The 24,771-nt window shown below is 39.8% G+C and carries 20 protein-coding genes; 8 read left to right on the top strand and 12 right to left on the bottom strand.

What is annotated here, in order from left to right:
* The first annotated feature begins 12 nt into the window (after nucleotides 1–12).
* The 3 genes from AABJ44_RS02805 (at nucleotide 13) to AABJ44_RS02795 (ending at nucleotide 4,482) form a co-directional block, all read left to right on the top strand.
* On the top strand, nucleotides 13–1,410 hold the full coding sequence (locus tag AABJ44_RS02805; RefSeq protein WP_338370349.1) for an MATE family efflux transporter: 1,398 nt from the start codon (nucleotides 13–15) through the stop codon (nucleotides 1,408–1,410).
* A 176-nt stretch (nucleotides 1,411–1,586) separates the two neighbouring features.
* A complete protein-coding gene (locus AABJ44_RS02800) occupies nucleotides 1,587–3,179 on the top strand; it encodes an alpha-L-arabinofuranosidase C-terminal domain-containing protein (RefSeq protein ID WP_338370348.1) in 1,593 nt (530 codons plus the stop codon).
* 64 nt (nucleotides 3,180–3,243) lie between these two features.
* On the top strand, nucleotides 3,244–4,482 hold the full coding sequence (locus tag AABJ44_RS02795) for an acyltransferase family protein (RefSeq protein WP_338370347.1): 1,239 nt from the start codon (nucleotides 3,244–3,246) through the stop codon (nucleotides 4,480–4,482).
* On the opposite strand, the gene AABJ44_RS02790 is transcribed toward AABJ44_RS02795, so the two are convergent.
* Nucleotides 4,479–4,655, bottom strand: a complete 177-nt coding sequence (locus tag AABJ44_RS02790; RefSeq protein WP_177177711.1) for a hypothetical protein — start codon at nucleotides 4,653–4,655, stop codon at nucleotides 4,479–4,481. The genes AABJ44_RS02795 and AABJ44_RS02790 overlap by 4 nt on opposite strands.
* Before the next feature lie 275 nt (nucleotides 4,656–4,930).
* Here AABJ44_RS02790 and AABJ44_RS02785 point away from each other — a divergent pair, with 275 nt between their 5' ends.
* Together AABJ44_RS02785 and AABJ44_RS02780 are read left to right on the top strand one after the other, a co-directional pair.
* Nucleotides 4,931–6,769: an ABC transporter ATP-binding protein gene (locus AABJ44_RS02785; RefSeq protein WP_338370346.1), complete on the top strand. Its 1,839-nt coding sequence runs from the start codon at nucleotides 4,931–4,933 to the stop codon at nucleotides 6,767–6,769.
* Complete coding sequence (locus AABJ44_RS02780; protein WP_338370345.1) at nucleotides 6,766–8,634, top strand: ABC transporter ATP-binding protein; 1,869 nt, start codon at nucleotides 6,766–6,768, stop codon at nucleotides 8,632–8,634. Before AABJ44_RS02785 ends, AABJ44_RS02780 begins: the two co-directional genes overlap by 4 nt.
* Here the strand turns inward: AABJ44_RS02780 and AABJ44_RS02775 are convergent.
* The 6 genes from AABJ44_RS02775 to AABJ44_RS02750 all read right to left on the bottom strand — a co-directional run bounded on the left by AABJ44_RS02775 (nucleotide 8,631) and on the right by AABJ44_RS02750 (nucleotide 15,338).
* A complete protein-coding gene (locus AABJ44_RS02775) occupies nucleotides 8,631–9,989 on the bottom strand; it encodes a HAMP domain-containing sensor histidine kinase (RefSeq protein ID WP_338370344.1) in 1,359 nt (452 codons plus the stop codon). The genes AABJ44_RS02780 and AABJ44_RS02775 overlap by 4 nt on opposite strands.
* Before the next feature lie 5 nt (nucleotides 9,990–9,994).
* Nucleotides 9,995–10,663: a response regulator transcription factor gene (locus AABJ44_RS02770; RefSeq protein WP_338370343.1), complete on the bottom strand. Its 669-nt coding sequence runs from the start codon at nucleotides 10,661–10,663 to the stop codon at nucleotides 9,995–9,997.
* A gap of 2 nt (nucleotides 10,664–10,665) precedes the next feature.
* Complete coding sequence (locus tag AABJ44_RS02765; RefSeq protein ID WP_338370342.1) at nucleotides 10,666–11,136, bottom strand: hypothetical protein; 471 nt, start codon at nucleotides 11,134–11,136, stop codon at nucleotides 10,666–10,668.
* Between the two features lie 153 nt (nucleotides 11,137–11,289).
* Nucleotides 11,290–13,266 (bottom strand): transketolase, encoded by a 1,977-nt coding sequence (gene tkt / locus AABJ44_RS02760; RefSeq protein WP_338370341.1) that lies wholly within the window; start codon nucleotides 13,264–13,266, stop codon nucleotides 11,290–11,292.
* A gap of 89 nt (nucleotides 13,267–13,355) precedes the next feature.
* Nucleotides 13,356–13,829, bottom strand: coding sequence for a PTS sugar transporter subunit IIA (locus AABJ44_RS02755; protein ID WP_074641181.1), 474 nt, complete (start codon nucleotides 13,827–13,829; stop codon nucleotides 13,356–13,358).
* Nucleotides 13,830–13,847: 18 nt separating this feature from the next.
* Nucleotides 13,848–15,338, bottom strand: coding sequence for a hypothetical protein (locus AABJ44_RS02750; RefSeq protein WP_338370340.1), 1,491 nt, complete (start codon nucleotides 15,336–15,338; stop codon nucleotides 13,848–13,850).
* A 65-nt stretch (nucleotides 15,339–15,403) separates the two neighbouring features.
* On the opposite strand from AABJ44_RS02750, the gene AABJ44_RS02745 reads away from it, so the two are divergent.
* Complete coding sequence (locus tag AABJ44_RS02745) at nucleotides 15,404–16,312, top strand: MBL fold metallo-hydrolase (RefSeq protein ID WP_338370339.1); 909 nt, start codon at nucleotides 15,404–15,406, stop codon at nucleotides 16,310–16,312.
* A gap of 93 nt (nucleotides 16,313–16,405) precedes the next feature.
* Here AABJ44_RS02745 and rpmB read toward each other — a convergent pair whose 3' ends face one another.
* Together rpmB and AABJ44_RS02735 are read right to left on the bottom strand one after the other, a co-directional pair.
* Nucleotides 16,406–16,630, bottom strand: a complete 225-nt coding sequence (gene rpmB, locus AABJ44_RS02740) for a 50S ribosomal protein L28 (RefSeq protein WP_074641188.1) — start codon at nucleotides 16,628–16,630, stop codon at nucleotides 16,406–16,408.
* Between the two features lie 232 nt (nucleotides 16,631–16,862).
* Nucleotides 16,863–18,356 carry a flotillin family protein gene (locus AABJ44_RS02735; protein ID WP_074641190.1) on the bottom strand — a complete coding sequence of 498 codons (1,494 nt, stop codon included), beginning with the start codon at nucleotides 18,354–18,356 and terminating at the stop codon, nucleotides 16,863–16,865.
* Between the two features lie 315 nt (nucleotides 18,357–18,671).
* Here AABJ44_RS02735 and AABJ44_RS02730 point away from each other — a divergent pair, with 315 nt between their 5' ends.
* Both AABJ44_RS02730 and AABJ44_RS02725 read left to right on the top strand, forming a co-directional pair.
* Entirely contained in the window at nucleotides 18,672–18,998 is a 327-nt protein-coding gene (locus AABJ44_RS02730) for a hypothetical protein (protein ID WP_338370338.1), read from the top strand.
* A gap of 35 nt (nucleotides 18,999–19,033) precedes the next feature.
* Nucleotides 19,034–20,737 carry a zinc dependent phospholipase C family protein gene (locus AABJ44_RS02725; protein WP_338370337.1) on the top strand — a complete coding sequence of 568 codons (1,704 nt, stop codon included), beginning with the start codon at nucleotides 19,034–19,036 and terminating at the stop codon, nucleotides 20,735–20,737.
* Between the two features lie 13 nt (nucleotides 20,738–20,750).
* On the opposite strand, the gene uvrB is transcribed toward AABJ44_RS02725, so the two are convergent.
* The 3 genes from uvrB to radC are packed head-to-tail and all read right to left on the bottom strand — an operon-like array spanning nucleotide 20,751 to nucleotide 24,739.
* On the bottom strand, nucleotides 20,751–22,748 hold the full coding sequence (gene uvrB, locus AABJ44_RS02720; RefSeq protein WP_338370336.1) for an excinuclease ABC subunit UvrB: 1,998 nt from the start codon (nucleotides 22,746–22,748) through the stop codon (nucleotides 20,751–20,753).
* A complete protein-coding gene (locus tag AABJ44_RS02715; RefSeq protein WP_338370335.1) occupies nucleotides 22,748–24,019 on the bottom strand; it encodes a S1C family serine protease in 1,272 nt (423 codons plus the stop codon). The genes uvrB and AABJ44_RS02715 overlap by 1 nt, the downstream gene beginning before the upstream one ends.
* An 18-nt stretch (nucleotides 24,020–24,037) precedes the next feature.
* Nucleotides 24,038–24,739 (bottom strand): RadC family protein, encoded by a 702-nt coding sequence (gene radC, locus AABJ44_RS02710; RefSeq protein WP_338370334.1) that lies wholly within the window; start codon nucleotides 24,737–24,739, stop codon nucleotides 24,038–24,040.
* Nucleotides 24,740–24,771 lie beyond the last annotated feature (32 nt).

Raw genomic sequence — 24,771 nt, 5'->3', positions numbered from 1 at the left:
GATGAAGCCTCTATGAAACTCTTCCAAAACGAACCAAAATTCTACAAAAGTGTTTTTGCACTCGCTTTACCTATTGCACTACAGAGTCTTATCAGTATCGGCGTAAATATGCTCGATACAATCATGGTCGGAAGCCTTGGAGAAAATGCGCTTTCGGCCACCTCTTTAGCAAACTCATTTATCAGCATCTATCATATCTTCTGTATGGGACTTGGAATGGGAGCTTCGGTTCTCGTTTCCCGCTACTGGGGAATGAAAAAAGCAGCCGATGGGCACGAAGAAGAAGCAGGCCGCGCACTAAAACAGACAGTCTGCCTTATGCTCCGTATTACCGTTGGTCTCGCAGCCCTTTTTGCAATTGCAACCTTAGCAATGCCAAGCCTTCTTATGAAGATGTACACCAGCGACGAAGAGATTATCCGCCTTGGAGATATCTATTTCCGCTGGTCTGTAATCACCTATTTCTTCCTTGGAACTTCCCTGGTTTCTACGATCGTACTTCGAAGCGTAGGACAAGTACGCCTGCCACTATACGTTTCCATAGGTGCGTTTTTTGTAAACCTTGGCGCCAATTATGCATTTATTTTCGGAAAGTTCGGCGCACCCCGTATGGAAGTAGCCGGTGCTGCACTTGGAACACTGATAGCCCGCCTTTTTGAAGCCGCAATGATCCTGGGCTATCTTTTCTTTAAAGATAAAAACATCCAGTTCCGCCTGCGCGATCTCTTTATGAAAACAGGCTCTCTTCTCGGTGAATATATCAGAATCAGTATTCCGGTTCTTGTAAGCGACGCAATTCTTGCAATTGGAAATAACTCCGTTGCAATGGTTATCGGTCACCTTGGAGCCGCCTTTGTAGCAGCCAACGCAATAACAAGCGTTACCCAGCAGCTCAGCACAGTTGTAATTCAGGGAGTATCTCAGGCCGGTGCCATCGTTACAGGCCAGACACTCGGTCTCGGCGACAAAAAGAAAACAATGCAGCAGGGCTGGATGTTCCTCGGCCTCGGTTTTGCACTCGGAGCCCTTTCAGCAATCTTTATCATGGCAGTAAGCAAGCCGATAATTTCCACCTACAATGTCAGTGAAGAAACAGTAAACATTGCAGGCCAGCTCATGGCAGCAATCAGCTTAATCATAATCTTCCGCGCCACAAACAGCATCATGACAAAAGGAGTTCTGCGCGGTGGTGGCGACACAAAAATGCTCATGCTCGCCGACAACGTCTTTTTGTGGGTCCTTTCAATTCCTCTTGGCTGCCTCGCCGGCTTTGTCTTCCACTGGCCAGCCTTCTGGATTTACGTCGCCCTCAAAGCCGATGATATCGTAAAAACCTTCTGGTGCGTCATCCGCCTTCGCAGCGAAAAATGGATTAAGAAAATAAGCACAGGAAATAATTCTGTAAAATAAATATGAAGGGGGAAGCCTCCCCCTCGGCCGCACTTCGTTGCGGCCTACCCTCTCTCCTAAGGGGGACACCCCCTTAAAATCCCCCGCTTATTCCTCCTCATATTTTTCAATTAAAATAGAGTAATGTTATATTATTTTCCGTTAAACGTTTTACTATTAAATCAGGAGATTATAAAATGTCAAAAAAAGCTAGAATCACAATTCATCCAAAATTCACTATCGGTGAGATTTCTCCCCGCCTTTTTTCTGCATTCCTGGAACCAATCGGAAACATGGTAAATGGTACAATGTATAATCCAAAACATCCAACTGCAGACTCACAGGGCTTCCGTACAGACTTTATAAATGCCCTTAAGGAAACAGGACTTCCTGCTGTACGCATGCCGGGCGGTAACTTTGTTTCTGCATGGCAGTGGAAAGACTCAATTGGTCCAATGGAAGGCCGCAAGGCGCATCTTGACCCGGCATGGCATCAGTATATTCCAAATGATGTCGGTCATGACGAATATCTTCAGTGGGCAGAAAAAGTTGGAACAGCTCCAATTTACACCGTAAACCTTGGAACCGGAACATTGCAGGATGCAATGGACTGCATTGAATATACAAATCACGAAGGCGGAACTTACTGGTCAGACCTCCGCCGTAAATACGGACACGAAAAACCTTACGGTGTCAAAACCTGGTGTCTTGGAAACGAAATGGACGGACACTGGCAGCTCGGCTCATGGGAAAAGAATCCTACCGGTTACGGAACTCTCTGCCACGAAACCTCAAAGGCTATGAAGTGGATTGATGAAACCATCGAAACTGTAGTATGCGGCTCTTCTGCTTCATTTATGGACCACTATCCTGAATGGGAAGCAAAAGTAATGGACCAGTGCTACGACACAGTAGACTATCTTGCCCTTCATCACTATCACATTGCAAAGCCGGGCGACACACTTTCACTGCTCGGCGGCTCTCTCTATTACGAAGACTTCATCAATACAGAAGCAGCAATGCTTGACTACATTCAGGCAAAGCACCGTTCACCACGCAAAGTAAATATTTCTTTTGATGAATACGGCGCATTCCCTCGTCCTTTCAGCGAACTGAATCCGGGTTATGGTCCATACAACATGGCACGCGTTCATTACAAGTTTGATCCGGAACGAAAATATATTCGTCACGACCCGGACAATATGCCGGAACGCGAATTCCCTGGCGGAGATATGATGAAACTCCTCAGCATGACTTCAATTCAGCTTGCACTCCTTCGCCACGCAGACCGTGTAAAAATCGGCTGTATGACCGGCGGTCTTAATGCTCTTGCAACAGCAAATCATGACCATGTTTGGAAGGCAGCAACACACCATGCTTTCCGCCAGTTGATTGATTACGCACGAGGAACTTCCCTTCAGACCATAGTTGATTCAGAAACCTTTGATATGCCAGGCTACGCAATTGATGACACATCTCAGTACACAGGCAAGAACAATGTAAACTATATAGACAGCGCCTGTGCATGGGATGAAAAACAGGGCCGCCTCGCAGTCTTTGTTATCAACCGCAACGAAACCGAAGAATATCCGCTTGACCTTGATGTCCGTGGATTCGAAGGCTTTAAGAGCTGTACAAGTTACGAAATGTTCAGCAAAGACTTTGAAGCCAAGAGCAGCTTTGGTAACGACTGGAAGGCTCCAGAATCATGCAGCGTAAAAACTGAAAATGGTATTGCATCTCTCAAAGTAAAACCTCTTTCCTGGAATGTAATCATTTTCGAAAAATAAAACTTTCGTAACAGCATTTTATGCCTTATAATTTTTACATATATTAAAAATTGTGAGGCTAAAAATGTACCTGACTTACACTGTATACGCGCTGATAGTTGCGCTGTTTATCTGGGGCGGAAAATTCGCCGGTTTCAAAAAAGAACAATTTCATGAAGATTCATCTTCTCTGGATTCCATGAAATCCTTGCGCGGCTTTGCTGCCATTGGAGTAATTCTCCATCACATTTCACAGGAAAATGGATTCCAGCAGGCTGGAGGCTATGGAAAAGCTGGAGAACTCAGCATATTCGTAAATGCCGGGTTCCTCTTTGTTGCAATCTTCTTTTTCTGTTCAGGTTATGGTCTTATCAAAAGTCTTGAAACAAAACCTGATTATCTGAACGGCTTTATGAAGAAACGAGTCTTAAAAGCACTCGTAATACCATATTACGTCAGCATTTTGATCTACGGAATTCTTCGTGCAGCCAGCGGTGAACGTTTTGCTCCAGTACAGTGGATTACAAATATCATTGGTGTTTCAATGATGAATCCATACGCATGGTACCCTATCATTGCAGCAATACTTTATACAGTCTTCTATCTGTTCTTTAAGCATATTAAAAACCGTAAAGTTTGTTATATTCTTATGGCAGCAGTAATTCTGCTTTTGGGAATGATATTCTGTATCAGCGGACATTTCGCCTGGTGGGCAGGTCCTAAAAACTGGTGGCTTTCACCATCAAGTCCATTGTATAAAAAATGGTGGGCACAGCAGCAGGTCTGGTGGATTTCCGGCGAATGGTGGATCAATTCCTGCCCTGCTCTTTTAATAGGTATGCTTTTTGCCCGCTATGAAGAAAATATCCGCGCATGGTTCAAAAAGTTCTACTGGGGCAAATTAGCACTTGTACTCGTAATTACTTTTGCAACATTTGTTCTTTCCGGTTTCGGCCAGATGAAGTTCGGCTGGTGGTCTGAATACAGTGGAAATGGTCCCGATATCGGAAACAAAATAATCACTTATTTCTTTGTAATCCCTTACAGCATGGTGTTCCCTGTTATGCTTTATACAATCATGCTTAAATACAAGGTATCAAATCCAATAAGCCGATTCTTTGGAAAGTATTCGCTTGAAACTTATATGATGAATCTGATTCCTTTAACAGCCTTCAGATTCCTGCTCTATAAGTATGGAGGAGTTCCAGTTTACAAAACCGGCCACTATAATCTTGCAATCTACTTTGCAGCCGTATTTGCTGGAACAATTCTTTTGGGAATGCTTTATAAACTTTTGTGTGGACTAATTCAAAAGAAGATTTAGAGATACTTAAATAACAGATATCCAATAGCGAAGCCGGCAGGAATAGCGAGAAGAAGCAGGAAGCCTTTTAGAACTGGATTCATTTTTTTGTTTTCAGTTGAGGCATCAAGTTTTACCTCATAAAGAGTCTTGTCGGTTTCGTCTTTAATTTTGATTTTTCTGTTCTCTGGCATATTATCCCCACAGTCACCCTGAACCTTCGCAGCACAGCTGCTCGGAGACTCGCTAAAAATAGTCCAGTGGACTATTTTTGCCCTGCTACGCAGTGCCGCTCCCTATGTTTCAGGGGCATAATAAATAATATAAATCAGAAACGAGGATATTTCAACGGTTCTTTTACGTATTTTCAATTACATTTCGTGAACGAATTCATACAATTCAAGAACGTCTTTATAGAAAACACCATAAACATACTGTACAATTACAACATTCTTTTTGGGAGAAAACTATGAAAGAAAAAAAGTCTAAATCAAGAATCAACGCAGTGCGGAATAATTTTTATGCACTGCGCCTCGTCTGGCAAATGTGTCCCGGGCCTGTAATTCACATGGCGATTGCAAGACTTCTGTCTTATTTCGGCTGGCTGTTTTACAGTGCATTCTTTATGAGATACGTTATCAATGCACTCCAGTCTGGTGAGACCTTTAAATCAATTATGATTTTCATTGGAATCACAGTTGCTGTTTTTGCAACGATGGCTCTCTACAACAGTTTTATCCAGGGATATGTTGCACCATTAGCAAACACTTCATTGAATAAGCAGCTTTATCAGAAACTGTTTAAGAAATCACGTAATGTTGAACTTGAATGTTTTGAGAACTCAGAGTTCTATGACAAATATACGCTTGCAATGAAAAACGCAGACACCCGGCTTTACGACACTGTAGATCAGCTGTTCGGAGTTCTGTTCGGTTTCTTTGCCAGTATTTTTGCCTTTATTTTTATGTTCCAGGTAGATAAGCTTTCAGTTGCTTTTATCCTCTTTCCAATAATCGGTAACTTCTACTTCCGCCGCCTGATAAACCACCTTGAATATAAGAGACAGACAGACATGGCTCCTCATAACCGCCGCATAGATTACATCAACCGTGTTATGTATCTTAAAGATTATGCAAAGGAAATCCGCCTTACAAAAATCTTCAATCTTCTTAAGCGTCAGTATACAGAAGCCATTACAGGAGTTGCAGATGTTTGTAAAAAATACATCAACAAATCTGTATGCTTTCACTGGTTCTGGGTTATGTTTACCTTCTCTTTTATTTTTGAAGGTCTTTTGATTTATGGAGCCTACAAAACTCTGGTAAAGGAAACAATGTCTCTTGCACAGCTCGCCGTAATTACAAGCATGATGGTTTCAACAACCTGGATTCTGATTGGCTTTACAGATTCAGTAACAGCCAGTCTTAAAAACGGACTTTTTGTTGATTACCTCAAATCATTTCTGGAATACGAAGAAAAGATCCCGGAAGATTATGATGGAGCAGATCCTGGAACTAAAATAGAATCAATTGAATTCAGAAATGTTGGTTTTGGATATAAGGATATTCCGGTTCTTAAAAATCTCAACATGAAGTTTGAAGGAACAAAAACCTATGCACTTGTAGGCCATAACGGAGCCGGTAAATCTACAATCATAAAATTACTTCTCCGTTTTTATGATCCAACAGAAGGCGAAATCCTTTTGAACGGCCGTAACATAAAGGAATTCAATCTTCAAAAATACCGCGCTCTTTTTGCGACAGCCTTCCAGGACAACAGAATGTTCTCTATGAGTGTTGCAGACAATGTAACACTCGGTGAAGACATTGCCGCAGAAGAACGTGGAAAAATCGTAAACGAGTCACTTCAGCTTTCAGGTGTTTATGAAAAAGTTATGAGTCTTCCTAAGGGAATCAATACTACCCTCACCCGTGAGTTTGATGATGAAGGTGCAGTTCTTTCTGGTGGTGAATTCCAGAAAATCGTTGTTTCACGTGCCTTTGCAAGACGCTGTCCTATTAAGGTTTTTGATGAACCTTCAAGCGCGCTTGACCCGATTGCAGAATATAAGCTTTTCGACAATATCTTAAAAGCCTGCAAGGAAAACATGCTTCTGTTTATTTCTCACCGGCTTTCTTCGGTTCAGAATGCAGACCATGTATTCCTTCTGGAAAACGGTCAGGTTCTTGAAGAAGGAACTCACCGCGAACTTATGGACAAGCAGGGCCTTTATGCAGATATGTATCAGAAACAGGCCGAAAACTATCTTGCCGACAAAACTAAACAAACGGAGGGTATCTGGGCATGAGTAAGAAATTAAGACCACATATATACGGACCAGAGTTTAAAGAGTCAGAAAACGTTCAAAAAAATAAGTCCCGAAGTTCTGTCTGGAAAAACCAGGTCTTCCTATGGAAGCTCTGTTTTAAGACCTGTCCGGGCTTTATGATTTATCACCTTTACGACGCTTTCCGCTATCAGGGAATGATTTTCCTTGAACATGTGCTTGGCATCCGTTACGTTCTGCGCTGTGCAGAATTCCATGAGCCGTTTACAAAGGCACTTTTGTACATTGGAATTATCCTTCTCATCAATATGATTCAGATTATTCCGGACGGCTTTTACTGCTACAGCTGGAAGTTTAAGTGCAGGCCGCGCCTCTACCGCGCCCTTAAAGAGCAGATGTTCAAGAAGGCTTCTGAGATTGACCTCTACTGTTACGATGATCCGGCCTACTACAACGACTTTGTTCTAAGCGTTTCGGAATCAGAAAATGCAATAGATCGCTTCCTTGATCTTTTGAATATGACAGTTCAGGCACTTACAACACTATTTACAACAGGAATCTTCTTCCTTGTACTCGATCCTATTGGTGTAGTTTTTGTTTTTGCTTCATTTATTCTGCGCTTCTTTGTTTCAAAGAGTTTGAATAAGGTAAACTACGAAAACCGTGTTGCCGTAAATCCTCATATTCGTAAACGCGATTATGTAAGCCGTGTTTTCTATCTTAAGGATTTTGCAAAAGAACTCCGTCTTCATCCGAATGCAGGAAAACAGCTCGAACAGGAATTTGCCGAAGCAGATGATGAAATAATTAAAGAGCACAAAAAGGTTGCCGGCAAACGAATCTGGTTCCAGTTCTTAAAGGATTATGGAGTTGGAGACTTTTTGATTGATGGTCTCTACATTACCTACCTTGTTTATAAGGCAGCTGTTCTTCATACTGTAAATTACAGTGATGCTGTAATCCTTTTCAACCGCACCGGAAGTTTGCGTGGTAGTATGGGAAAATTTGCGGATCTCGGTCCTAAAGCACACGAAAACAGTATGTTCATAGATAAAATTCGTTCATTCCTGGCTTACGAACCTCGCCTTAAGGATGATGTTGGTAACGCTGTTCCGGAAGGAGCCGGAGAACTTTCTTTGAGCCATGTTACCTTCAAGTACTCAGAAACAGGCCGTACTGTTCTTGATGATATTTCCCTCACCGTAAAACCAGGCGAGCATATTGCCATCGTAGGTTATAACGGAGCTGGAAAAACAACACTCATCAAACTGCTGATGCGTCTTTATGATCCGACAAGCGGTACAATCACTTATCACGACAAAAATGTCGCAACTCTTTGTCCGCGCGAATATCACAAACGAATTGGTGTTGTTTTCCAGGATTATCAGATGTTCGGTGCAAACCTTGCAGAAAACGTTGTTATGGATAATATGACAAAAGAAGAGATTGAAGAAAAATCTCCTGTTATTACTCAAGCCTTAACATCTGCAGGTTTTGAACACAAACTCAATCATCTGCCAGACCGTCTCTTTACTCAGGTAACAACAGAATTTGATAAAAAGGGTGTTGATTTTTCTGGTGGTGAAAGTCAGAAGGTGGCTATTTCCCGCGCCTTCTACAAGAACGCCGACATCTTAATTATGGACGAGCCATCCAGTGCCCTCGACCCTATCGCCGAGTACGAACTGAATAAGGCAATGGAAACCGCGGCAAAAGGAAAAACCGTGTTCTATATTTCGCATCGTCTTTCTACAACCCGCGACGCAGACCGCATCATCATGCTTGAACGCGGCCGCATTATAGAAGAGGGCACACACACAGAGCTCCTTTCTAAAAACGGCAAATACGCCGAAATGTGGAATGCACAGGCAGGAAAGTATAATTAATCACTATCACCCTGAACCTGTTTCAGGGTCAATGTGAAAAGCGCTCCATGAGGCTCTGCGGTTCCAGCCGAAATACCGGCCCCCAGAGCTTCTGCGAGCGTTTTCGCAATTGCAAGGCCTAAACCAGAACCACCGGCACTTCTTGTATGAGCCTCATCGGCACGATAAAAGCGTTCAAAAACATGAGGAAGTGCTTCTTCTGAAATTCCAGGACCATCATCACTTTCCGTGATGATAATCTGTCCGTCTGCGGTCCTTTCAAAGCCGAGGCGGACATTACATTTATCCCCCGCAAATTTCATACTGTTCGAAACAAATACTGTAAGAATCTGATGCAGCATTTCCGGATCTGTTTCAAAAAGCACATCCCCTTCCGAATCAGAGAATATCTCAAAACTTGCCTCAGGATATACAGAAGCAAATTCTCCTTTTACACGCTGGAACAATTCACAAATATCAACTTCACAAAGCTGCGGCTTAATCCGTCTGCTTTCAATCCGCGAAATCTGCAGCAGATTTTCAATAATTACATGCATTGATTTTGCTTCATCTTTGATTGCATTCAAAGATTTTTCCAGCTGTTCAGGATTTTCTTTTCCCCAGCGAAGCAGAAGATTTGCCTGCCCGGAAATAACAGTAAGAGGAGTATTTAGTTCGTGGGAAACATCACTTGAAAACTGACGCTCTCTGTCAAAATCAGCTTTTATCCTCAAGAATAAATCATTAAAAGCAACAGAAAGCTCATCTATTTCATCCCCCTGCCCGGTAAGAGGAAGCTGCCCGTCAAGATTATCAATCGTCATTGAACGGGCAGTACGGGTAATTTTTACAACAGGTTTTATAGTATGCTTAGTCAGAAAAAGGGAAAAAAGAAACGAAAGCAATAAAACAGGCAGAGACATCAGCAGAAGGGAAGACGGAAGCTGCGGAAAAATCTTTGAAAACGAATCATTTTCAATATTTTCAGAAACCGCAATTACAATATCTCTTCCTGCAAGTCTGTATGTTTCTCCATAATAAAGAACATCAAGGTCTCCATCATAAAAAAAATCTTTTTCAAAATGATGTACAGCTTTTCCTTCAGTATCTTTAAGCAAAGGCAAAAAAGGATCATTAGTTGCTATAATTTCTTCTGATTCAATGTCATATGCAATAAAGGAAAGATAATACGGAAATGCGTCCATATTGAATTCATTTTCATACAAGTCCAGGCAGGCTTTTTTCATTTCTGCAGTCTGAGATGCCTGAACAAACGAGCGGAGAATATACAAAAAAGAAAGTGAAAGCAGAATAACAGCAAAGGTAAGAATAAACATAAAGCGGAGAGAAAGCTGTACTGCAAAAGATTTCTTCATTTTTCTTAACCCATCATATAACCGGCACCACGCACAGTTCTTATATATTCATCCTTTGTATATTGAGAAATCTTCGAACGCAGATATCCAACATAAACATCAACCGTGTTCTCATCAATAAAGTGTCCAACACCCCAGATTTCATCAATAATCTGCTGTCGCGAAAAAACTTTTCCCTGGTTTTCAATAAGCAATTTAAGAAATAAAAATTCAGTTTTAGAAAGCTGAACTTCATTTGAATCAATTGAAAAACTCATTCGGTCAACATTCAAAGTAAGATTTTTGATTGATGACAGTACTTCCTGTGGCTTTGAATAATTTACACGACGGAACAACGCATTTATACGGGCAAGAAGTTCTTCAATCTCAAAAGGCTTTGGAATATAATCATCAGCTCCAAGATTCAAACCGTTAATTTTATCAATAGTTTCTCCGCGGGCAGTTTCAAGAATTACAGGTACAGTAGAAACCGCACGAATCCGTCGCAGCACTTCAAGTCCATTTAATTCAGGAAGCATAATGTCCAGCAGAATTAAATCCGGTTTTTCTTCTTCAAATTTAGACAAAGCCTCACGTCCAGTAACTGCAAGACAGGTTGTATACCCCTCATGTTCAAGTTCTGGAATTATGAAATCCGAAATACCAGCATCATCTTCTACAATAAGTATTTTCATCTTTACCTCTCTACTTCAATTAAAAGTTCTACCGGCTCAATAAATGTATTATTGAAAGAACGTATATTGCAAATTCGCATTTTGAATGAATTGATAGTTAAAGGAACCAGCATTTTTACTGAAGTTCCCTTTTTATTAAATAAAAATCTGACAAAAGGTGGAAGCGGTGTATTATTAATAAGAATTGAATCAGGTTTTATAGAACGGGGATTTATACTCTGATTAAAAATTATCTCAATGAAAACCAGATTCCCTTCTTTTTTCGAACATTTAGTCTGAATGATTTTCAAAGGAAGACTTTCTGAATATGTTCTGTTTCCTCTATACTTGATTATATTGTCCGGATCTTTTGGAAACTGTGGCGGAGGAGGAAATCTGCCAGAATCACCAGAGGGAATCCCCTGTGCATATAAAAGAGAAAATCCAAAAATCAGAAAATAAAAGAAAATGTTTTTCTTTAAGAAAAACTTCATACGCTAATTATAATCCAAAACAAATAAAAATAAATGAAAACAATCCTTATATTTCCTAAGAGTTTTCTTAAACTTATCTAATAAAAAAACGCCCGCAGTCATTAAAAACCACAGGCGTTTTTTTATAGATACTGAAACAAGTTCAGCATTACGTTATTTCTTAAGCAACTTAGCAAGATTCTTAGCTGTAAAGCCGAGGTATTCTGCTACCTTGTTTGCAGGACCTGATGTACCGAATGTGTCGATACAGAAGCAGTTCTCTTTTGAAGTGAACTGGAGCCATTCCATAGAAATGCCGGCTTCTGTACATACAACACGCTTTGTTTCACCAATGATTGCATCCTGCTTAGCTTTAGGAAGATTTTCAAACTTCTTAAGATCTGGAACAGAAACAATACGAATCTTCTTCTCAGGTACCATTTCAGCAGCCTGAAGAGCCATATTAACTTCTGAACCGCTTGCAAGAATTGTGATATCAGGCTTTGCAGCACCTTCTTTTACGATGTATGCACCGTTTGCTGCCATGTTCTTCTTCCAAGACTTGTCATCCTTTTCGTAAACAGCGAGTGCCTGGCGTGTGAATGCCATACAAACTGGATGATCCTTAGAAGCATAAGCAATCTTCCAAGCTTCCATAGATTCTTCAGGGTCACCTGGACGGATAGCCTGAACACCAGGAATAGCACGGAGAGAAGTCATAGTTTCAATTGGCTGGTGAGTTGGACCATCTTCACCTACGTAGATAGAATCGTGTGTGAATACGTAGATAACTGGCTGCTTCATCAAAGAAACAACACGGAGAGATGGACGGAGGTAATCTGCGAATACAAGGAATGTAGCACAGAATGGGCGGAGACCACCGTGGAGAGAAATACCTGCACAAACAGCAGACATTGCAAACTCACGGATACCGTACTCAATTGTACGTCCAGCGCGGTTTTCTGGGCTGAATGTTCCGTTATCAGTTGCCTTGAATGCAGTCTTGTTTGGTCCCATAAGGTCAGCAGAACCACCAACAAGGTTAGCATAACGTGCAGCAATTACGTTCAAAGCCTTTCCAGAAGCATCACGTGTAGCACAAGCATCGCCTACTTTGTAAGCAACATCTTTTACAGTGTCATCAGTTACAGCATCTGAATGGTAAGCATCCCAAAGCTTCTTGAGTTCAGGATTTTCTTTTGCCCATGCAGCGAAATCAGCATTCCAGTCTGCTTCTGCCTTAGCAAATGCAGCCTTCTTGCTTTCGAAATATTTGTAAGCTTCAGGAACTACATAGAAGTCCTGATCAACAGGAAGTCCAAGCTTCTTCTTTGCAGCAACAATACCTTCTGCACCAAGTGGAGCACCGTGTACATCAGCAGTTCCCTGCTTTGGAGCACCTTTACCGATTACAGACTTGAGCATAATCAAAGTTGGCTGATCCTTGCATTTCTTAGCTTCTTTTACGAGCTCTACGATGCCTTCAACATCATACATGCTTCCTTTAAGAACCTGCCAGCCATAAGCCTTGTAGCGGGCTGCAATATTATCTGTGAAAGTAATATCTGTATTACCATCAATAGAAATCTTATTCTGATCGTAGAATACGATAAGTTTACCAAGTTTAAGATTACCAGCGAGAGAACAAGCTTCAGAAGCAACACCTTCCTGAAGACATCCTTCTCCTACGAGAGAGTATGTGTAGTGGTCAACAATCTTGTGACCCTTTGTGTTGAATTTTGCAGCGAGCATCTGTTCTGCAATAGCCATACCAACAGCCATTGAAACGCCCTGTCCGAGTGGACCCCCAGTACATTCAACACCATCTGTATCACCATATTCCGGGTGACCAGGACACTTAGAACCAACCTGGCGGAAGTTCTTAATATCGTCCAGGCTTACTTTGTATCCGGCAAGATGAAGGATACTGTAAAGAAGCATAGAACCGTGACCTGCAGAAAGTACAAAACGGTCTCTGTCTGCCCATTTTGAATTTGCAGGATTGTGCTTCATTACTTCACCGTACAAAACAGCAGCTGCTTCTGCTGCTCCAAGTGGAAGTCCAGGGTGACCTGAATTTGCCTTCTGAATTGCGTCCATAGACAAGCTGCGGATTGAAAGTGCAACTGCCTCAACACCTTTTTTGTTCATAATTTGATACTCCTAATATATTTTTTCAAAATATTAAACGTTTTACTTAACGATATAAAAATCAGCCTTTAATTAAATAAAGGCTAGTTTTATTGATCCAATTCTTTGATTATAGAAGAAAGCACAGCTTCATCAGAACGAAGTTCAAGAGCCTTCTTAAATTTAGAATCTCTGAAAAGAGCAGCCAAAGAAGAAAGAACCTTAAGATGAATCTGCGAATTGTGAGCAAGCAGGATGAACATTACAAATACTTCACGCTCATCAGGTGCTTTCATATCAATAGGATTTTTAAGATAAACAACACAAATACGCTGTTCTGCCTCATTTCGCATAATTGGTGAACGAGCATGAGGAAGAGCAATTCCATTTCCTACAGCAGTACTCAAAACCTCTTCACGAGCACAAAGAGCATTGTAAACAGTCTCAGAAGTCATTCCAGCTGGAAGATCAATCATCTTACAAACCTTGGCATAAATCTCCTGAGGAGTGCTTCCTTCTACATTCTTGAAAACACCGCCTCTGTGAATCAACTGTGCCAAATCAACTTCAACTTCAGTATCCATATATTTCTCCCTAATTTTTTATTCCGTTTTTACTATTTCAAAGCCCTTAAACCTGTTGCTCTCCAAAGCTGAAAAAAGAATACCGCTTATTTCTTCAAAAGTTTCTTCCATTCCATCCAGAGAAAGAGAAACATCATCAGTTGGAAAATGCGGTCTCATATAAACATTTTCAACTTCTTCCAGAAGCCTGACTACATGACTGTAAAGCTGAGAAAGAATAACCAGTTCCTGCTGAGGAAAATTATCTGCAGCAACACCTGAACCACCAATCTCACAGAACAGTTTACTTACATTTGTAAAAAGCGCAAGAATTCGTTTTCGCAGCTGTGCAATCGGATAATCAGAAAACTGATTATACATCTTTTCAAGTATATCATTACGCTTTTCTATATTCAATAATACAATTCGTCGCTCAGCAGAAGAAATCATAGCCATATTAGGGAAAATCTTTTGAAGCACATCATCAAAACTTTCCGATTCATCCTGGTCACTTTTAGACTTTTTATTTCTGCTGTCGTAAATCCTGTCTTCCAGAATAGCATCAATTACACGCGGAGTAAGCGTAAGAGCCATATCCGAAAGTAAAGTACCTCGGTCAATTCCAAGCCCATTCCACTTACCAATATAAGGAACAGATTCACCTTTTCGCCAGATTCTCGTTTCAACACCATAAGGCTCAAAACCAATTTTAGTAGTATGAGCTAAAAACTCTTCAGTTGAACCGCAGCAGCGGATACAAAGCTCCTCCTGATTTTCCAGGAACAGATATGAAAGCTGTTCTTCAATAGAAGAAGCCGGTCCGTGCTTATCAAAACTTTCAAGAAGCCCATTTTCAAAATGAGTATACCATTCTTCCCGCTGAACAGCCTCATCAGAAATCACATATTCAGAAAGACAGCTGGACTGAACATTCATTTCAACAACGCCATCACACCAGTTAATAGCACGGCAAAGGATTCTGTCACCATACTTAAAATCCTGGCCGCCGTTTATCTCTTTTAACGGCCAGCAGGTTAAACAAATTTCCTGAGGCATAGAGTATTGAACAGAACTCAGCGGAATAGAAGTGTTGTTTTTATCATTAAAGATATAAGGAAGAATATACCCTTCTCCATAAAGAGCAAAAGTATCCATTGCAAGATTCATAGAAAAAGTATGAGCTTCACTTTCAATATTCTTTCCGCAAGACATGATACTTATAGCATCAGGTGGAAGTTCAGGATTTACAAAAGGAATACAGCGATGACCAATCAGAATATAACCTTTTTCAACTTCCTCACGACTTGGCTTAAAGCTGAACCAGCGTCCAGTAAAAACTCCAGCTTTAGTTACATATTCATTATTTACAAGAGAAAAGGCATATTCCGAAACCTGCAGAATATCTCTGGCATCGGCTTTTGTGATTTTAGTACCTTTGGATTTCAAATACCTGAAAAAATCATCAACAGTAAAAATATCAAGCTGCTGTGTTAAATATTCTTCTATAATATTGTTAGTTCTAAAATCCACAAACCTATTTTAATCTAAAACAAAGAAACTGTAAATTAGTACCGCAATTTGATATAATCAATTTTATGAAATTAACGTTTTTAGGAACAGGAACTAGCCACGGAGTTCCCGTAATAGCCTGCGATTGTGCAGTATGTAAATCCTCAGATTCAAAAGACAAAAGAACCCGCAGTTCAGCATATATTCAAATAGATTCAAAAGATAATTCACATAAATATATTCTTATAGATGTAGGACCAGATTTCCGTACTCAGGCCCTGCGCGAAAACATCCGCCAGATAGATGCAGTTTTATTAACACACAGCCACGCCGACCACCTGCATGGAATAGACGATCTTAGAAACTTTTCCTGCATAATGTCCAATAAACCGGATAATCCTCAGAATAAAAAATACGACAGGCCGCCTATCCCGTTTTACACAAATGAAGGCACCGCCAGCGATATTAAGCACCGTTTCAATTATTTATTCAGCGAAAAAGCTTTTGGCGGCGGCCATGCAAAAATCAGCCTTAATCCAATCGCCAAGCCATTTACTTTCGATACAATAAAAATAACACCAGTCCCAATGATGCACGGCCCTCTTGAAACCGCAGGCTGGCTGCTCACAGAAAACACACCGGAAGGGCCACGTTCAATAGCCTATCTCACAGACTGTAATTATATAAGTGATGAATCAATAGAACTAATTCACAAAGAATGCGGGTTAGAAAACGGTGGCCGTCTGGTACATCTTGTAATCGATGGCCTTAGAATAAAAGAACATTCCACCCATTTCAGTTTTCTGCAGGCTCTCGAAGTCTCAGAAAAAATCGGCGGCGACCACATCTGGTTTACACATCTTACACACAACTCGTCTCATATCCAGACCGCCGCATACATAGAAGAACACCGTGCCGAGTTCCCGGGCCTCGCCACCGCCCTCTCTATCCTCCCAGCCTACGACGGCCTTTCAATATCAACAGTGGCTGAGTAACCGCCGCGACAGCATCGGTTGTATCAAAACCATATTTAAAAAAAATAAACCCCGCTGACATCCAACGGGGCTTTCATGCGACTAAAACTAAACTTAGTTCTGAGCAGCTTCTGTCTTTGGTACACGAACCTTCTTCTGAACGAAACCACTGCTAAGGCAGCTTGAGCAAACCTTAATTGTTCTTACAGTTCCGTTAGGAAGAACAGCCTTAATGCTGTGGAGATTTGGTCTCCATGTTCTGCGAGTATGGTTCATAGATTTACTTACTTTATTACCAGACATAACGCCTTTTCCGCAAACATCACACATTCTAGACATTTTCTTTATCCTTCCTTATATAAAACAGTTTTCCCACACAAAATTACAATAGTTTAGAAAGAATATACAAATTCAAAAAAAAAGTCAATGACCGAATCTTGAATTTCTGCAAATTCAAGATTTATGAAGGGGGATGTCTCCCCCTGTCTCCAACCGCCTCCGGCGTTTTCCGCCACCCCCTCTCCTAAGGGGCTCCGCCCCTTAAAAACCCCGAAACAGTCCGTTTTTTTTCTTATTCACCGTCTTTTGACGTTTTCTTTGATTTCTCCAGCTTTCCTTCTACAAATTTTCCAAGTACAGATTTGAGATCAATTCCAAGTGTTTCACCCAGACTTTCAGAAACCTGTGTTACATTTGTCATTATATCTTTAGTCAACTTTGATGAATCACCGCCGTACATGTAAATCTTATCAACATTCTGATATGCCATACCAGCAGCCTCAGCGATTTTTGGAAGCTGTTCAAAATAAACTTTAAGAGCATCCAGCTGCATCTGCTGTTTAGCGGCATCACCATATTCCTTAAGAGCTTCTGCCTTTTCACGCATACCGTCTGCTTCTGCAACAAGCTTTGCCTTTACTGCAGCAGCTTCTGCTTCACCCTGTGCCTGAATTGCCTCTGCAAGAGCCTTTTTACCGGCAGCCTCATTTTCCATAGCAATTTTCTCAGCTTCTGCTTTTTTCTGTCGAGTAAAGGCTTCTGCTTCTGCCTGACGCTGAATTTCAAAAGCCTCGGCCTCGGCCTTTTTCTGACGTGAATAAAGTTCTGCATCAGCCTTCTGCTGAGCTGCAAATTTTTCTGCCTCGGCAGTTTTCTTTACTTCAGCATCAAGAGCCTTTTCCTTAATTGAAACAGCCTTCTCCTGAATTTCAATCTGTTTTTCCTGCTTTGCAATATTAGCATCAGCTGCTTTAATTTCGAGAACCTTACGCTGATTTTCTGTTTCAATTCCTTTAGCTGCTTCTGCCTTTGCTGCCTCTGTATCAGCCTGTAACTGCAAAGAAGCCTTTTTAATGGCAAGGTCTGTCTGCTTCTGAGCAATCTCAAGTTCTGCTGCAACACGAGCTTCATTAGCTTCTTTATCAGCCTGTGCCTGTGCAATTTTTACTTCTGCTTCAGCTGCAGCCTTTGCTTTTGCTGCATCCTTTGAAATTGCAACAGTGTTTTCAATACCAAGATTATTGATTACACCATTATCATCCTTAAAGTTCTGAATATTAAAGGTTGTAAGCTCAAGTCCTAAATCAAAAAGATTTGGCTTAACATTTTCAACAACCTTTTCAGAAAGAACCTTCTTATCACCCTGAATCAAATCTTTTAATTTTATCTGAGAAATAATTTCACGGATATTTCCTTCAAGAACAGGAGTAACAACCGTAGCAATATCTGCTGTTGTATAACCGATAAACTTAGCCGCAGCCTTTTTCATTGTTTCAGGATCTTGCGAAACTGCAATGTTTGCAACAGCATCAACTTTAATATTGATTGCATCCTGTGTTGGAATCGAATCCTTAGAAACAAAATCCACCTGAATATTTTCAAGTGTCATATAATCAATTCTTTGTAAAAAAGGAACTACAAAAATTGCTTTACCTGTTACAGTTCTTGAACCAAAAGGTCCAACCCTAATTCCAATCCTGTTCTTAGGAACTTTCTTATAAGAAACAAAAAAGAACAAAAGAACTAAAACAATAAGAATCATGCAAAGAATAAATAAAGGTGTCATAGAGGTGTCTCCTAACTTTTTTATTACCATAAAAATATGATACTTTTAAAGTATAAGTCTATTATTTGTCAGGGGCAAGAAAAAAAGTAGATGGGCATGAGATTTCCCGTACTGCGCTTCGATATCAGAAATCTAATCTTGGAGCGCAGCTCTTATACCACCTGCAGAGTTTTCCGCCACCTCTAAAAATCCCTTTTTTAAAGTCTGTTTTTTTTAAAAATCAAAGATTCGTTTCTTGAAAAACTTACAAAATCTATTATAAACTTTAAATAGATTTGAAAAAATCTAATAATTTATTTTTAAAGGAGATTTGCTATGGTAAAAAATCCAAAGCCACACCTGTTAAACGACAAAATTCCTAAAAATGAAAAACAAGGAATTTCATCACAGCTTCATTCCAAAAAGCCTGGAATGAATTCCCGTTTGATTGAACAAGCCGTAAAAGTAAAATCTGCCCGGTATAAAGTTCAAAGTACAGCGCTTTTGCCAGTATCACCAGAAATCATAGCAATTTTCAGTCTGGATGGTCAGGATAAAGCTGCAAAGTCTTATAAAGATTATAGCAACCAGTTTAATACTTGTATAATTTCTTCAGCTAAAAATCTTAAAGACTTCTTTGAAAAAAACATTCTTGAAAACTAAAAAAACAATTTAAATATAATTAGGGGGATAAACGTATGAAATCACGAGCACACATTTACATGGCAAATCTATTAATGGATGAAATAAATAAAAATGGATATGTTACAATTGGCGACACTGATTATGCAGTTCCTAAGAAAATTTGCGAAGTCATTAAAATGTATCCTGACTATTTTCGAGCTGGTGCAGTAGGACCAGATTTCTTTCCAGATTTGATTATTGGACAAATGGATATTCATCCTAAGAATTCCAATAAATTTCTAGAATTGATGTATAACGAACTGACTACTATGCCACAAGGAGAATCCTACAATCAGGCTTTTGCATTCTATTTAGGTTTTTCAATACATTACGCCGGAGACATGTTCAGCCATTATTATATCAATAAATATGCAGGTGGATACTTCCCCAACTTTAATGAAGTTTTCGATATTAAAAACTTTCCAACAATAATAACTTATTCAGATCCACTTTCTGTTATTTTAAAACATATTACAATAGAATCATATTTAGATAAGAAAGTAGCTAAACAAAATTTCACAATTCAAATTCCAATTAATTTCTTAAAAAGATGTTTTGGAACACCAGAAGCCTGGAAAAAAATTGATAAAATTTTAGGACCTGACAGAAATAAAGATATCGAGTTTCTGAGGCTTATGGTAAATGAGTATTCTAATGCTCTCAAAAAAGACAAATTAAAATCTCAGGAATTACAGGCAAAAATTACGCAATGGATGAATGAATGGCAAAAATTTGCAGTAAATTGTATTCAAGGAAAAGATTTTAATTTCAAAGAAATTTCCAGTATAATCAAAACAATTAAAACTGATACTATTTATATCAAATTATTACAGTTCTGTATCTACATATACGAATACAAAAATAGTCCTGCACCTTTAATCTTTGATATTTTAACAGGTGAAATTTTAAATCCTATTAATCTTGTCGAAAAAGGTGTTGAATTAGCATTCTATAAAGCTCTATTAAAAGGTTTATATAAATCTCTTAATGAAAAAAAGACCCCGCCAAATACCTTAGATGCCTGTGAAAAAGAACTTCGAAATGTTCTTTTCAATTTTTTCACAGAACCTGCTAAAGTTCTAAATGAATACAATTTATTTAAACCTTTACGAACTGAAACAAAATGCAGTAAATTAACTGACTACTTTGATAAAGAATGGGGAAATTTTGGAAAAGCAAAAGACTGTGCATCACAAAATTTCAAAGTCTTTAGACAATGTTTAAATATGGGAAAACTTTGTTTACTTGGAAACAACAATCTTATAAAAATCGCTGAAGATTACAAGGCAACAAATTATTTAAATAAGTTTAAAGACGGTGAGTTTAATTACAGTATTTCCAAAGTCAAAGTCTATGTCAAAGTCTCTGATGAATTCGCTGCAGGTACAGATTACGATGTTCATCTTATTTCAGTTACAAATAAATCCAAAAAGCAATACTGCTTGGACAGATTGGGCAATGATTTTGAAAGAGGAAGCACCAGAATCTATGAGGTAAATCTTAATGAAAAAATAAAACTAGAAGAACTCAAAGAATTCCAAATTTCCGTTGATTATAAGTTGAGTTCTCAGAAATTTATTGTTTCAAAAGTGGAAATAACTGATATTGATTCACAAATTAAACTTGCTGAAATAAATAAAAGAACAGTCATTAAAAAAGATGCACCTTTAATTCTTCAAGTGAATACCAATGCCTTGCTTAAAAAATATAAGGGATAATCAGTAAATGGTTTTATTTCCCGTACTGTGCTTCAATATCGCGAATCTGGTCTCGGAGAGCAGCTGCCTGTTCATACTCCATACGGTCTGCACAGGCGGACATTTCAGCAGTGAGAGCTTTAATGAGCTTGTGGCGTTCTTTAGGATTAAACAGATTTGCTTCTTTCTTAAGAACTTCAAGCTGCATTGAAGCGTTTGCATCTGCATCCTGCTTTTCATGAATGAGAATATCTTCAACAGCTTTAGAAATTGTCTTTGGTGTAATTCCGTGTTCTTTATTGTAAGCTTCCTGAACCTCGCGACGGTGCTTTGTTTCTTTTACAGCCGCTTCCATTGCAGGACTCATGTGGTCGGCATACATTACAACCTTACCTTCAGCATTTCGGGCAGCACGTCCAATAATCTGAATAAGCGAAGTTTCCGATCTTAAGAATCCGATTTTATCTGCATCAAGAATTGCAATAAACGAAACTTCCGGAAGGTCAATTCCTTCTCTCAAAAGGTTAATTCCAATCAGAACGTCAATTTCACCGGTTCTTAAAGATTTCAAAATCTCAACTCGTTCAAAAGTATCAATTTCTGAGTGAATATATTTTACCTTGAGTTTAAGTTCTGTAAGGTACTGGGTAAGGTCCTCCGCCATCTTTTTTGTCAGTGTCAGAATAAGGCTGCGTTCGTGTCGCTCAATGCGCTCGCGAACTTCCTTGTAAATATCTTCCATCTGACCTTCGCTTGGTCTGATTTCTACAATAGGATCAAGAAGTCCTGTAGGACGAATCAGCTGCTCTACAACCTGTGTACTCTGCTTAATTTCTTCAGGGCGTGGAGTTGCAGTAACATAAATTATCTGATTCATCTTTGCATCAAACTCAGCCTTCTTCAGAGGGCGGTTATCAAAAGCACTAGGAAGACGGAATCCAAAATCAATAAGATTCTGCTTACGACTACGGTCACCTTCATACATCGCACCAATCTGAGGAACAGAAACATGTGCCTCATCAATCATGCACAAAAAGTCATCCGGAAAATAATGAAGAAGTGTTGCAGGAGGTTCGCCTCGCGCGCGGCCCGAAATTGGGCCGGAATAATTTTCGATTCCCGGGCAGGTTCCCATTTCGCGGAGCATTTCAATATCATAAGTTGTACGGGTTTTAAGACGCTCAGCTTCGAGCATTTTTCCTGCAGCGCGAAGTTCTTCTACACGCTCGTCCAGTTCAACCTGAATGCGGTTCGTTGCTTCAATTAATTTATCCTGAGGAACGACAAAGTGCTTTGCAGGATATAAAACAGTTTCTTCAAGTTCACCGGTAACAGAACGGTCCAGAACATTAAAACGCTGAATACGGACAACTTCTTCCCAATCCAGAAGAATTCTGTATGCTTCGTCTGTTTCCATATAAGGCGGGAAAACTTCTATTACATCGCCTTTAATACGGAAGTTGCCGCGCTCAAGCACGTTATCATTTCTGTTATACTGCATTGAAATCAGAGAGTTTGCAAACTTTTTGATATCTAAAGTCTGACCAACTTCAACATGAACACGCATGCCCTTATAAACATCAGGCATACCCAAACCGTAAATACAGGAAACTGTTGCAACTACAATTACATCACGGCGTTCCATAAGGCTGTAAGTTGCCGCAAGACGCATCTGATCAATTTCACGGTTGATATCACAGTCTTTTTCTATATATAAGTCGCGGGCAGCAACATAAGCTTCCGGCTGATAATAGTCGTAATATGAAACAAAGTATTCTACAGCGTTATTCGGAAAGAAAGATTTAAACTCACGGTAAAGCTGGGCAGAAAGAGTTTTATTATGACTTATGATTAACGTAGGACGCTGAACCTTCTCTATGATTTTTGCCATAGTAAAGGTTTTTCCAGAGCCTGTTACACCCTTGAGAGTCTGAAACTTGTCACCGCGAAGAAATCCTTCTGCAAGCTTTTCAATAGCCTGTCCCTGATCTCCGCTAGGCTCAAAAGGTGAAACTACCTCAAACTTTTTCATTAACTCTCCACCAGCTTAATCTTCAAAGTTACGTTCTTGCGATTTCGACGAACCACAACCGTAACGACATCACCAGGTCTTTTGCTTTCAAGAGCTGAATAATAATCAGCAAGAGAAGTTACGGCAATATCATCAATCTGAGTAATTACATCACCGCCAATATAAATGATGTCTCGTCGTGAACCATAATATGCAGCTTCAGTACCACCTCTAAGGCCCGCAGCCTCTGCATTTCCGCCTCTTTTTACTTCTGAAATCAAAACACCATTCGAAACATCAAGGCCCGCATACTGTGTAATACGACGGCTCAACTGAATAACAGTTGCATCAATAGTTCCGCGCTGAACTTTTCCATATTTAATCAAATCTGCAACAACACGAATCGCAGTCTCAGAAGGAACAGCAAAACCAACACCGGCAGAGTTTCCTGAATTTGACTGAATCATAGTATTGATTCCAATCATTTTTCCAGTTGTATCAAGCAAAGGGCCGCCAGAGTTTCCAGGGTTAATAGCCGCATCTGTCTGAATCATATTGCGGATAATTCTGTTATTAGAATTCTGAATAGGACGTCCCAGACCAGAAACAATACCTGTAGTCATAGTTCGTTCCAAACCGAATGGGTTACCAATTGCAATTACCCTCTGACCAACTTTCAAAGCAGTAGAAGCACCAAAAGAAATAGTCTTAAGTTCCATTCCTGCAGGAGGTGTAAACTTAATTACGGCAAGGTCACTGTCTAAATCTGTTCCTATTATTTCAGCCTCATATTGAGTACCATCAAAAAGAGAAACATAAATTTTAGTTGCATCCTGAATTACATGAACATTTGTAAGAATATAACCACGCTTATCAATAATAGAACCACTTCCACTTCCTCCTTCCTGTACATAAGGCTGAAGGAACCAGTCATAAGCTGTTATCTGAGTATTTATATTCACAACCGCTTCATTACAAAGTGAGTAAACATTTATATTCTGAGCTTCTTCCTGAGTGTAACCCGAACCTCCATTTCCACCGGCAACAGAAATCACAGAAGCAGGATTCTGCTCAAGAAAAGAATACGAGTTCTCAAAATTATCTGAACCCGAAATAATATCTGTACCTTCCGGAGTCGTATCCGCAACCTGAGTAACCTCCGCCTCAGTTGCAGCATTTCCAGAAGCTTTTTTCTTAGAAATATTTATACAAACAGCTGCAGTAACAAGCACAGCAGCAACAACACAAATCACAGTAGTACGAATAAGCTGAGCATTAGAATATAGTTTCATACCTATAATTTAATAGAATCAGGCCATTTTAACAATAACATTTTTCTTTTTATTCCTAAGTAGCATTTTGCTGTCAACAAAACTAAAATATGAATCCCTGCACACAATAATATGATCAAGCAGCTCAATACCCATAATTTCTCCAACCCGTTCAAGATTATGCGTCACCTGAATATCTTCTTCTGAAGGTTCACAATTTCCAGATGGATGATTATGACATACTATGATTGCCGCCGCGTCCTCTCTTATTGCTGCTCCGAAAATTTCACGCGGATGTATTAAAGTTCTGTTTAACGTACCAACCGAAATCACATGAATCTGAATTATTTCATGACTGCCATTCAACGTAACAAGAAGAAAATGTTCTTTTTTACAAACCGCATAATTCTGTACAAAAGGAACGATATCAGATGAACTCGAAATCGGTGCACAAAGATGCGAATTCCGCCGTCTTCCCAGTTCAAGAGCTGCCGCAACAGCCAGTGCTTTTCCTTGCCCAACCCCTTTAAGCTTAAGCAGATTCTTTACCACCTCGGCGGGATCTGAATCATCAAGAGCATCAACTATTTTATCTGCCATTATTTCCACAGGCATCTGACTATTCCCCGTCCCAAGAATAAGCATCACAAGCTCCTCATCAAACAGATAAGAAAGCCCATGCTCCATTGCAGATTCCCGTACCGACGGTCTAATTTTTTCTTCATTACTGATTTTTTTCATAAAATCCTCTATCTATAATATTGCTTTCATAA

Origin of the sequence: Treponema bryantii (genome assembly GCF_036492245.1) — a bacterium.
GTDB lineage: Bacteria > Spirochaetota > Spirochaetia > Treponematales > Treponemataceae > Treponema_D > Treponema_D bryantii_C.
The sequence above is the reverse complement of the archived record's forward strand: the minus strand, read 5'-3'. Positions and strand labels throughout refer to the sequence as shown.